The 11,007-nt window shown below is 71.0% G+C and carries 12 protein-coding genes; 7 read left to right on the forward strand and 5 right to left on the reverse strand.

The genetic code is table 11. From position 1 onward, the window contains the following. Positions 1-108: 108 nt before the first annotated feature. From JHN45_RS30645 to JHN45_RS30660, 4 genes are read left to right on the forward strand one after another with little or no spacing between them, the layout of a single operon-like run. Positions 109-648 (forward strand): toxin, encoded by a 540-nt coding sequence (locus tag JHN45_RS30645; RefSeq protein ID WP_307783231.1) that lies wholly within the window; start codon positions 109-111, stop codon positions 646-648. Beyond that, entirely contained in the window at positions 645-1,823 is a 1,179-nt protein-coding gene (locus JHN45_RS30650) for an MAB_1171c family putative transporter (RefSeq protein ID WP_201051847.1), read from the forward strand. The genes JHN45_RS30645 and JHN45_RS30650 overlap by 4 nt, the downstream gene beginning before the upstream one ends. After that, positions 1,820-2,995: an MAB_1171c family putative transporter gene (locus JHN45_RS30655; RefSeq protein WP_201051848.1), complete on the forward strand. Its 1,176-nt coding sequence runs from the start codon at positions 1,820-1,822 to the stop codon at positions 2,993-2,995. The genes JHN45_RS30650 and JHN45_RS30655 overlap by 4 nt, the downstream gene beginning before the upstream one ends. Positions 2,996-3,044: 49 nt before the next feature. Next, positions 3,045-4,436 carry an NAD(P)/FAD-dependent oxidoreductase gene (locus tag JHN45_RS30660; protein WP_201051857.1) on the forward strand — a complete coding sequence of 464 codons (1,392 nt, stop codon included), beginning with the start codon at positions 3,045-3,047 and terminating at the stop codon, positions 4,434-4,436. Here JHN45_RS30660 and JHN45_RS30665 read toward each other — a convergent pair. Next, the gene (locus tag JHN45_RS30665; RefSeq protein WP_201051860.1) at positions 4,433-5,047 is read right to left on the reverse strand and encodes a TetR/AcrR family transcriptional regulator; all 615 of its coding nucleotides are present in this window, start codon (positions 5,045-5,047) and stop codon (positions 4,433-4,435) included. The genes JHN45_RS30660 and JHN45_RS30665 overlap by 4 nt on opposite strands. A 105-nt stretch (positions 5,048-5,152) precedes the next feature. Here JHN45_RS30665 and JHN45_RS30670 point away from each other — a divergent pair, with 105 nt between their 5' ends. Beyond that, complete coding sequence (locus JHN45_RS30670; RefSeq protein WP_201051862.1) at positions 5,153-5,887, forward strand: SDR family NAD(P)-dependent oxidoreductase; 735 nt, start codon at positions 5,153-5,155, stop codon at positions 5,885-5,887. A 39-nt stretch (positions 5,888-5,926) separates the two neighbouring features. After that, a complete protein-coding gene (locus tag JHN45_RS30675; RefSeq protein ID WP_201051864.1) occupies positions 5,927-6,550 on the forward strand; it encodes an NADPH-dependent F420 reductase in 624 nt (207 codons plus the stop codon). 57 nt (positions 6,551-6,607) lie between these two features. On the opposite strand, the gene JHN45_RS30680 is transcribed toward JHN45_RS30675, so the two are convergent. The 4 genes from JHN45_RS30680 to JHN45_RS30695 all read right to left on the reverse strand — a co-directional run bounded on the left by JHN45_RS30680 (position 6,608) and on the right by JHN45_RS30695 (position 9,739). Continuing rightward, on the reverse strand, positions 6,608-7,450 hold the full coding sequence (locus JHN45_RS30680; RefSeq protein ID WP_201051866.1) for an SMP-30/gluconolactonase/LRE family protein: 843 nt from the start codon (positions 7,448-7,450) through the stop codon (positions 6,608-6,610). Then, positions 7,447-8,220, reverse strand: coding sequence for an IclR family transcriptional regulator (locus tag JHN45_RS30685; protein ID WP_200716287.1), 774 nt, complete (start codon positions 8,218-8,220; stop codon positions 7,447-7,449). The genes JHN45_RS30680 and JHN45_RS30685 overlap by 4 nt, the downstream gene beginning before the upstream one ends. Before the next feature lie 120 nt (positions 8,221-8,340). Further along, on the reverse strand, positions 8,341-9,582 hold the full coding sequence (locus JHN45_RS30690; protein WP_307783232.1) for a helix-turn-helix domain-containing protein: 1,242 nt from the start codon (positions 9,580-9,582) through the stop codon (positions 8,341-8,343). A 4-nt stretch (positions 9,583-9,586) separates the two neighbouring features. Continuing rightward, on the reverse strand, positions 9,587-9,739 hold the full coding sequence (locus tag JHN45_RS30695; RefSeq protein ID WP_200716288.1) for a hypothetical protein: 153 nt from the start codon (positions 9,737-9,739) through the stop codon (positions 9,587-9,589). A gap of 174 nt (positions 9,740-9,913) precedes the next feature. Here JHN45_RS30695 and JHN45_RS30700 point away from each other — a divergent pair, with 174 nt between their 5' ends. Next, positions 9,914-10,891 (forward strand): DUF3068 domain-containing protein, encoded by a 978-nt coding sequence (locus JHN45_RS30700; protein WP_201051868.1) that lies wholly within the window; start codon positions 9,914-9,916, stop codon positions 10,889-10,891. Positions 10,892-11,007: the final 116 nt, after the last annotated feature.

An 11,007-nucleotide genomic window follows, 5' to 3' on the forward strand; every position in this document is an offset into this window, starting at 1 on the left:
TGTGCGGCGGGCGGCGAGACGAGGGAGCGTGCGACGTGGTGACGGTTTCCCGCTGCCGCGGCGACAGTGAGGTGGCTGAGTCGACGTATGTCCTGGCATATTGCAGCGGTGCGCACCAAGAAGGAGATGAGGCGGCTCGCCGGCGCCCTCATCGACCCCATGCGCGTCCCGGTCCCCGCCGATCCCGAGGCCCTGTTCGACGCGCTGGTCGACTCCGTCATCCGCTGGCGGGGACGTGAAGTCGTGGTGCGCCGCGAGGTGTTCCCGCCGCACACCGCCAGCGGACTGTGGCTGGAGGGCGACACCTACGACGTCATCGTCATCGACAAGCGGGCCGCCGCCTGGCACCAGATCGTGATCTTCTGCCACGAGGTGTGGCACATGCACCGGCGCACCACCGAGCGCGCCCCCCAGCTGACCGCCGAGCGCGGCCCCCGACCCGTCGCCGCCCGCACCGACTTCAGCGTCGCCGACGAACAAGAGGCGGACCGGTTCGGCATGTTGATGAGCGGGCGGCTGCGCCCCTGGCTGGAGACCGCGGCCGGCGCCGACTCCCCGTACGGCCCCGCCGAGCCCGACGACGGTACGCAGCAGGGCGTCGCCGGACGCATCGGCGCCGCCCTCAACTACCGCGGGACCAGAAAATGAGCGGCCTCATCAACTACCTCAGCTGCGGCCTGCTGTGGCTGGGCATGCTGGTCAAGGCCCCGGATCTCATACGTCATTGGCGCGACCCCTATCTCCGCGTCATCTGCGTGCTCCTCGCGCTGGCCGGGGCCTGCTTCTTCCTCGGGGCGCCGCCCACCGTCGGCGCGATCAACCACCTCAGCGGCGTCCCCAACCTCGCCGCGCCGCTGACCTACGCGTCGATCACCGCGTACAGCGCGTCCTCGCAGGTCCTGATCGTCTACTGGCGGGGCGGACCGCACGTCCACCGCACCGCCCGCCGCTGGATCGTGGCCTACACGATCGTCCTCGTCGGCATCGCCGTGATGTTCGCGCTCGGCCACACCCCCATGGAGCGCCGCACCGACTTCGACACCTACTACGCGACGACCCCGTTCACCGCCGAGATGATCGTGCTGTATCTGACCGGGCACCTCGCCGCCGTCAGTGTCACCACGGTGTCCTCGCTGCGCTGGGCCCGGCAGGTGCACGGCTGGCTCCGCGCCGGGCTGGTCACCCTGGGCATCGGCTCACTGTGCGGCGCCGGGTACAGCCTGACCAAGTTCGCGGCGGTGATCGCCCGTTGGTTCGGACGGGACTGGACGGAGCTCGGTACGACCGTCTCGCCGGCCGCCGCCGGACTGGGCGCGGTCCTGATCGTCGTCGGTGTGCTGATCCCGCTGGCCGGCCCCCGGCTGACCCAGCGGCGGCAGGCCCGGCGGACGTACGCCCGGCTCGAACCGCTCGAACACGAACTGGCCGAACTCCTCACCCGCCGTGCGCTACGACTGCCCCGGCCGCGCCTCTCCTCCCCCGCGACCCGGCTGGTGTGGCGGCAGACCAGCATCCACAACGCGCTCGGTCACCTGGACGTGTTCTTCGACCGGGCCCTGTACGAGCGGACGTTGGAGGCCGCGGCGCGCACCGCGGGCGGGGCCGAGCAGGCCGAGGCGACCGCGTGGGCGGCGGTCGTCGCCGCGGCCGTCGTCGAGGAGCGCACCGGCGAGCCGCACCGCGCACCCGCCGACGCACCGGACCTGCTCCAGGACCGGGCCCCCGGCACCGCCCTCCTCGTGCACATAGCCGACGCGCTGACCCGGTCCCCGCTCGTCGCCCGGGTCCGCACCGGCACGACGGAAGGAAGCACCCGGGCATGAGCCTCATGGTGTATCTCGCCGCCGCCGTCTTCGGCCTGTCCTGCACGGTCCTGCTGCGCCACCCGTTAAGCCTCCCGCGCGATCCGCTGACGGTGTCCACCTGCGTGGCGATCGTGCTCGGGTCCCTGGGCCTCGTCTGCGCGGCACCGACGACCCTGAGCGCGGTCAACGGCCTGACCGGCGTCCCGAACTTCGGCGCCCCCCTCACCTACGGCATGATCTCCGCGTACAGCTGCTCCCTGCTGATCCTGCTGATCCACTGGCGGGGCGGCTCCCCCGCCCGCATCCGCCGCATGGTGCTGCGCTGCATGGCCGCCTACGGCGCGCTGATCGTCACCATCGTCGTGCTGTTCATGCTGGCCGACGCGAGCACCGAGCGGCTCACCGACCTCGACACGTACTACGCGAACACGCCCTACATGCGCGAGATGATCGTGCTCTATCTGCTCGGGCACAGCGCGGCCACCCTGGCGATGTGCTCCGTGTGCGTGACCTGGGCCCGGGAGGTCACCGGTCTGCTGCGGACCGGTCTGCGGCTCATCCTGGTCGGCACGCTGCTGGACGTGGTCGGTTTCCAGCTCGTCAAGTACACGGCGGTGGTGGCCCGTTGGACCGGTCACGACCTGGACTTCCTCTCCACCGGGATCGCCCCGCCGATGGCCTCGCTGGCCGCGCTGACCTGTTCCGCGGGCTTCGCCCTGCCGAGGCTGCTGCCGACGGTCCGCGCGCACTGGCGCGACCTGGGCGCGCTGCGCGGGCTGGGCCCGCTGTGGACGGAGGTCCGGTTCGCGTCGCTCGCCCCGAAGCCGCCCAGCGCGCTCTGGCAGCTGCCCCGGATGCGGCTGCACTGGCGTGAAGTGTCCATACACGACGGCCTGTTGGCGCTCGCCCCGTACTTCGACGACCGGGTCCGCGAGCGCACCCGCGACGCCGCCCTGCACGAGGGCCGCTCCGCGCACGAGGCCCGGGTGGCGGCCGAGGCGGCGATGGTGGCCGACGCCGCCCGCCGCGCCGCCGCCCGCGAGGAGCCCTTCGGCACGCCGAGCACCTACCGCCTCTACGCCACCGAGGTCTCCGACACCTGCGGCCTGGTCGAGCTGGCCCGGGCACTCGCCCGGTCGAGGCTCGCCAAGGCCGTACCGGAGAGTACGGTGAAGGCCACCCCGCGCTGATCGACGGTTGCGCAAACACCCCTGTTTCCAGGCTGACTTGAGGAGACCCATGCCGCGGAGAGCTGTCGTCGTCGGTGCCGGACTGGCCGGCCTGCTGGCCGCCGCCGCACTGTCCGTCCACACGGACGAGGTGATCGTGCTGGACCGGGACGAGCTGCCCGACGGACCGGAACACCGCAAGGGTCTCCCGCAGGGGCGCCACGCCCATCTGCTGATGTCCGGCGGCATGGCCGCGATCGAGGATCTGGTGCCGGGCGCGAGCGTGCGCGAACAGCTGCTCGCCGCGGGCGCCCACGAGATCTCCCTCGCCTCGGGCATGCTCGCCCTGACCCCCGAGGGCTGGCTGCACCGCTGGCGCCACGAGGGCCCCCACATGCTCACCTGCACCCGCGCGCTGCTGGACTGGGTGGTGCGCTCGGCGGTCCTCGCCAACACCAAGACCGAGATCCGTACGGCCCGGGGCCTCGACCTCCTCGGCGACGCCCGGCGCGTGACCGGCGTACGCATCTCGACAGACGCCGGGATCACGGAACTTGACGCCGACTTCGTGGTCGAGGCCAGTGGCCGCGGCTCACGGATCGTCCGCTGGCTCGGAGCACTCGGGGTCACCGGCATCGACGAGAAGACCGTCGACTCAGGCCTCGTCAACGCGACCCGCATCTACCGCCGCCCCGAGGGCGCCGAACACTTCCCCCTGACGATCCTCCAGGCGAACCCGTACGAGTCCCGGCCCGGCCGCGCCGGAATGGTCCTGCCCATCGAGGGCGACCGCTGGATGGTCAGCCTCGCCGGCACCCGCGGCGGCGAACCGCCCGCCGACCCGGACGGCTTCCTCCAGTACATCCGCGACCTGCCGGACCCCATCCTCGGCCGCCTCGTCTCCGGCGCCGAACCCCTCACGGACATCCACACCAGCCACAGCAGCAAGAACGTCCGCCGCTACCTGGAGAAGGTCCGGGACTGGCCCGACGGCCTGGTCGTCCTCGGCGACGCCCTCGCCACCTTCAACCCGGTCTACGGACAAGGCATGTCGGTGGCCGCGCTCGGCGCCCGAATACTCTCCCGCGAACTGGACCACGAGGGCTTCACCGCCCCCGGCCTGGCCGCCAAGGTCCAGCGCGGAGTGGCCACCCCCGTGGAGGGCGCCTGGGCGTTGGCGGTCGGCCAGGACGTCTGGTACCCCGCGACAAAGGGCCCCGACCCCACCAGGGCGGACCGCCTGATCACCGGCTACTCCCGCCGCCTCCTGAAGTCGGCAACGGGTTCCTACAAGGCGGCGGCAGCACTGGCAGCGGTCACCAGCATGGAGGCGGACGCGTCCACGCTGATGCGGCCGGGCACGTTGTTGGCCGCTCTCAACGGCCCACTCCTGCCTCCCCTTTCGGGCCCGCCGCTGACTCCGTCGGAACGGAAGACACTGGCCGGCCTGGCGGGCTCCTAGCTTTCGCTTGCCCGGTCCCGGTCCGTCGCGGGGAGGGCGTTGTCGATGAGGACGGCTGCGATGGCGGCGGCGGTGGGGAAGGACTCGGCGTTGAGGACCCGGGTGCGGGCCGAGGCGCCGTCGAGGAGCAACGCCAGCTGTTCGCCGAGCTGTTCGGGATCGGCGGCGCCGCCTTCGCGGGCCGCCGCGGCCAGCCGCGCGGCGAGGGCGAGCTTGTAGTCGCGTGCGTACCGGGACGCGGGGTGCCGGGGGTCGTGGATCTCGACGGCCGCCTCGATGTACGGGCACAGGGGCGTGAGTTCGTCCGAGCCGGACGCGGGCAACTCGAAGACGGCGAGGAGCCGTTCGCGGGGCGTGAGGTCGGTGCGGTCGAACACTGCGGCCATGACCTCGGGATCGAATCGGCGCAGGTATTCGGCGACCAGGTCGTCCTTGCCGGCGAAGTGCTGGTAGGCCGTGCGCTTCGAGACCTGGGCCTCCGCGCAGAGCTGGTCCATGCCGGTGCGGTTGATGCCCTGAGTGCGGAACAGCCGCTGTGACGCACTGAGGATGCGCTCACGCGCGCCCCGGCCGCGGCGCCGGCCCTGAGGGCCCATTTCCACCTTCGTCATGACTCCATCGTAGCCCGGTTCGGTACTGATCGGTGTACATAGCTTGCGCTCCCGCTCGACCGTCGCCTACGTTAAGTACACAGCTCGGTGTACAAAGGAGTGATCGTGGGAAAGCTCGACGGCAGGACTGCGGTGATCACGGGCGGGTCGACCGGCTTGGCGCTGGCCGGCGCGAAGCTGTTCGCCGAGGAAGGGGCCCATGTCTTCATCACGGGCCGACGGCAGAAGGCACTGGACGACGCCGTCGAGGTGATCGGCCGGAACGTGACCGCCGTACAGGGTGACGCGGCCGACCTAGACGACCTGGACCGCCTCTACGAGACGGTCCGGCGGGAGAAGGGCTCGATCGACGTGCTGTGGGCGAGTGCCGGCACGGGCGAGCAGGGCAAGCTCGGCGAGATCACCGAGGAGCAGTTCGACCGCACGTTCTCGCTGAACGCACGCGGCACGCTCTTCACGGTGCAGAAGGCGCTGCCGCTGTTCAACGACGGCGGCTCGATCCTCATGACCGGGTCGAACGCCTCGCTCAAGGGCTTCCCCGGATGGAGCGTGTACGCGGGGAGCAAGGCCGTACAGCAGGCCTGGGCCCGGGTGTGGCTGAACGAGCTGAGGGACCGGCGGATCCGGGTGAACGTGCTGACCCCCGGTCAGGTCGCCACGGCCAAACAGGAGGAGCTGTTCGACGAGGAGACGAAGCGGCAGTTCGAGTCCCTGATCCCGCGGGGCGCGATGGGCCGCCCCGAGGAGATCGCGGCGGTCGCGCTGTTCCTCGCCTCGGACGACTCAAGTTATGTGAACGGGCTGGAACTGACCACCGACGGCGGCACCACGGCGATCTGAACCGGCACACCAGGTGACTACAAGAAGAGAGCACACCTCATGAGCAGCATCAGCATCATCGGCACCGGGAACATGGCCCGCACCATCGGCGCGCTGGCGGTGGCGGGCGGCAACACCGTCGAGGTCATGGGCCGCGATCACGCCAAGTCCGCCGACCTGGCCAAGGCACTCGGCGGCGACACCACGACGGGACAGTGGGGCGCCGTCCCGGCCGGGGACATCGTGATCATGGCCCTGTTGGCCGAGGGTGTCGTTCCGGCCGTCGCCCACTACGGAGACGCCCTCGCGGGCAAGGTCGTCGTCGACATCAGCAACTCCTTCGATGCCGCGCTCGACGGTCTGACCCACCGCGAGGCCACCTCGATCGCGCAGGAAGCCGCCAAGGTGGCCCCGGCCGGTGCCAGTGTGGTGAAGGGATTCAACACCGTCTTCCGCCACGTCCTGGAGAACGGCCGGCCCGACATCTTCATCGCCGGCGACGACGCGCGGGCCAAGGCGCGCGTGGAGGAGTTCATCAAGAGCCTCGGAATGCGCCCGATGGACACCGGCGGCCTGAAGATGGCGCACTGGCTGGAAGGAGCGGGACTGCTCACGATGGGCCTCGCCCGCAACGGAGTTGGAGGCTGGGACTTCGCCCTCGGCGTCGCGGAACTTCCCGCCTGAGCCGACGGTGGCCCGAAGGCAGCGCCCGCCGGGGGCCGGTCGTCAGCACCCCGACTCTCAGCCCGCGAAGGCCGGTTGAGCCAACCCCTTCCCCGCCCCCGGCACCACCAACAGCGAACCGGCGACAGGGTGCGGGGAGTTGAGCCCCACGCGCGCCGTGGTGACGTACAGGTCGGTCAAGTCCGCACCGCCGAACGCACACGCGGTGACCAACGGAACAGGCAGCCGAACCTCACGGTCCAACTCCCCGTCCGGCGTGTACCTCCGCACCGCGCCCCCGTCCCACAGCGCGACCCACACACACCCGTCCGCGTCGACAGTCAGCCCATCGGGAAACCCGGCGCCGTCCTCGATCTCAGCGAAGCGCCGCCGCTTCGAGACCCGCCCGTCCGCGTACTCGAACACATCGATCCGCCGCGTGGGCGAGTCGATGTAGTACATGAGCCGCCCGTCCGGACTCCACCCGGTCCCGTTGCTGACGGCCACGTCGTCGAGGACCAGCTGGACCGATCCGTCCCCGGTGATCCGGGACAACGTGCCGCCGCAAGCCGCCTCGTCGTAGCGCATCGTCCCCACCCACAGCGCCCCGTCCGGCGCCACGGCCGCGTCGTTCGCACGACGCCCCGGCACCGGCTCCCGGTGCAGCCACCGGAACTCCCCGTCGGGATCGACGAGCCCGACCCCGTCCCGGAGATTGAGGACCAGCCCCCCGCCGACCCGCGGCTTCGCCGCGCCGACGTGCTGTTCGGTCACGCGGACCGTGCGGGCGCCGGTCGCGGGGTCGTACGTATGGACCCTGGAGCCGAGGATGTCGATCCAGATCAGCCGCCCGGCCGCCGCGTCCCACGTCGGCCCCTCGCCGAGGGTGGCCTCGGCCCGTACCGCCACTTCGTACGTCATGCCACGCTCCGGTGTCCGAGTCGCTCCGACAGTTCCGCCGCGCCCTTCACGGCGAGCTGCTCCAGCTCGTCGCGCCGCTCGTCGCTCCAGCGGATCATGGGCACGGAGATGGAGAGCGCGGCGACGACCTGCCCGGTGCGGTCGCGGACCGGCGCGGCCACGCAGGACACGTCCGGATTCGACTCGCGGCTCTCGACCGCGACCCCGCGCCGCCTGATCTCGGCGAGCGCCTCCCGCAGGGCGTCCGGCTCGACGATGCTGTTGGGCGTCATCGCGACCAGCGTCGTGCCGGCCGGGATGCGGGCGGTGAGTTCCGGCTCGGGGAGGGAGGCCAGCAGCATCTTGCCCACGGAGGTGCAGTGCGCGGGCAGCCGGCGGCCGGCCGCCGACACCATGCGCACCGCGTGCGTGGAGTCGACCTTGGCGATGTAGATGACGTCGGTGCCTTCGAGGATGGCCACGTGCACGGTCTCGTCGCAGGTCTCGGCGACGGACCGGGCGACCTGCTGGCCCTCGGCGGCGAGGTCGAGCTGCTCGGCGTATCGGCTCCCGAGCTGGTACGGACGGACTCCGAGCCGGTAGCGTCCGGGTTGTCCGGGCACGGGCACGATGTAGGACCGGGCGGAGAGAGTGGTGACGAGTTCGTGCACGGTGGTGCGCGGCAGTTGCAGCTTGCGCACGATGTCGGGGGCGGAGAGCGTCCCGTCCCCGTCGAGGAAGAGCTCAAGAATGTCGAGAGCCCGGGTCACGGCAGGTACGAGGCGTCCCACACCGGCCCCCTTCTTAGAGTCGAATCGACTGGCGTGTTCGAAATTTCAACTGACGATCGGGATAACGAACACAGGCTAGCCATAGAGGGTTGCACGGGCAATGGTCGGGTGATCGCCCGATTACCGCCGGGCCCTTGGATCACCCAGCGCGCCGCGCAACCGCTGGGCCCGCAGGACGAGTTCCAGCTCGAAGCGCCGGTCGGGATCGTCGATCTCGCCGCCCCAGAGTTCGCGGATCTGGCGCAGCCGGTAGCGCACGGTCTGCGGGTGCACACCGAGCCGCGCGGCCACCTCCGGCGCCCCGCCCCGGGTCTCCAGCCAGGCCAGCAGGGTCTCCGCGAGCCGCCGCCCGTGCGTCGGCCCGCAGTGCGCGAGCGGCGCGAGACACCGCAGCGCGAGATCGTCGATCAGCTCCTCGGGCTGGAGCAGCACCAGCGCCTCGGTGTGCTCGGTGCAGTACAGGACCCCTCCGGCCGGCAACAGCCCCCGCTCCATCAGTCCTACGGCGGCCTCGGCCCAGCGCGCCGACTTCACCGCGTCGGCCAGCGGCACCGGGGGCCCGATCGCGCCGGCCCAGCCGGTCAGCGCGCGGTGCAGCAGCTCGGGGCGGCCGGCCGCGTCCGGTTCCGGGACGACCATGCGGGGCTGCTCGTACTCCATGTCGAGCAGGACCTCCTGGCCCACGGCGGGAGCGACCGCCTCGCGGGCCGGGCGCAGCAGTACGCCGACGGAGACCTTGTCGGGCAGCGGCCAGCCGATGCGGGCGGCGCGTTCGGAGAGGGCCTCGGCCGGGTCGCCGCGGTGGTGCTCGGCGAGGAGGAGTTCCATCAGCCGCCGCTGGAGGCGCAGCCGCTCCCCGGCCTGTCTCGCGGCGGCCTCCGCGTAGCCGCGCACGGACTGGTCGACCAGCCCGTCCAGGTACTCGTAGCCCGCGTCGACGAGTTCGTACATCGCGGGCGGCGGGATCTCGACGCGCTGGCCGATCTCGGCGAAGCGCCGCCAGGCGAGCCGCACGCCCATGCGGTAGATCGCCTGGAGCGAGTCGAGGCTGCGGCCGTGCAGGCCCTCGCCGCGCCCGAACTCCTGGAAGACGCCCGGCGGTACGGTCGGCCGGCCCTCGGCGGTCTCCAGGTGCTGGACGAAGACCTCAATGGCGCGGCGGATGCCGATCAGCGCCATGGGCTCGCCCGACTCGTCGAGAACCAGGGGCAGTTGGGGGTGCTCGCGGCGGATCTCGCGCAGGATCTCCTCGGCGAGCGCGGGTGCCTCGGCCATGGCGATCGCGGCGAACTCGCGCACCTGGAGGCGTGGCACGTCGAGCCACGCCGAGCGCGCGGTCACGCCCGCCGGGCGCGCGGGCACGGGGTCAACTCCCCTGATCCGCTTGCTCGTAGGTGATCAGCGGGGTGTTCGGCTGGTCGGGCCTGGCGTCGAGCAGCGCGACGATGCCGAGCGCGGCGCCGACGGCGAGGGCGGCGGCGAGCGCCAGGGTGAGTACGGCGGCGAGCAGTCTGGACATCGCAGGGTCGGCCTCTCTGTCCTGAGGTTCTGTCCCGAGGTGCTGTCCCGAGGTCGTCCGCCCCTGCCCGTCGGCCCAGTGTCGGCAGACATTGACACTCCGTCAAGGGGCGCCTACGGTTCCCGGCCCAAGGGCCGGCCCGAACTCCTTCACCGAATTCACTGGAGTGTCCGGATGCGCCGTACAGCCTCTCCATTCTCTTTGATTCTCCTGGGACTTGGCACGTTTCTGCTGGTCCTGGCGCCACTGCTGGCGTGGTACGTCGAACCGCGGGCCGCCGTGACGCCGATCGACATCGACACGACCGCCGTCTACCGGGGCACCGGAAGCTACTTCGACACCGGCGAGTTGCGGACCGTCGACGACAAGCGGATCACCGTCACCCAGCAGGTGCGCGGCGATGTCGCGGACAGCGAGAAGAGCGGGGACGCGGTGTGGGACGTGACCACGACCGTCGACACCGACAAGTCCCTGCCGGCCGCCGATCCGCACGACGCGCTGGAGTTCTTCCCCAACCGGTGGGTCACGGACCGTAAGACCAACAAGCCGGTGCACTGCTGCCACGAGAACCCGTACTTCGAGGGCGACGCCTATCTGAAGTTCCCGTTCGACGTGCGGAAACGGCCGTACCAGTGGTGGGACAACTCCCTCGGCGGGACGGTCACTCTGCGCTACGCGGGGACCAAGAAGGTTCAGGGCTACTCGGGTTACGTCTTCAAGGGCACGGTCCCGCCCACGAAGATCGGCACCCGCCTGGTACCCGGCAGCCTCGTCGACCAGCCCAACTCCCCCCAGATCCTTGCCGAGGAGTGGTACTCCAACCACGGCATCGAACTCGTCGTCGACCAGCGCACCGGCCGGGTGATCTACGCCCAGACCGGCCCCCGCCGCACCCTGCGCGCCCCCGGCCACTCCTACGACGCGGTGCTTCTCCTGGACGCCGACAAGCTCGCGTTCACCACGGCCACGCAGAAGGAACAGGTGAAACTCGCGAAGAAGGAGAGCGGTCAACTGCGCCTGGTGGGACAGTCGTTGCCGATCGGTACCGCTGTGGCCGGATTCGTTCTGGCCGTGGTCGGCGGCGCTTTGGTGGTACGAGGGCGTCGGCGCCCCGAATCAGCCGCTTCACCCGGGTATCCGCCCACGATGTGACGTGACGTCAGTTCTAACAACCCCGGAAATTGTCACGCGGGTGAGTAGCCGTCAGGAACGCCGAAGCGAAAACTGTCCACCCACCCGAGCACAGCCCGCCCACAGAACTCCCGCAC

It is taken from the genome of Streptomyces sp. MBT53, assembly GCF_016654115.1.
GTDB lineage: Bacteria > Actinomycetota > Actinomycetes > Streptomycetales > Streptomycetaceae > Streptomyces.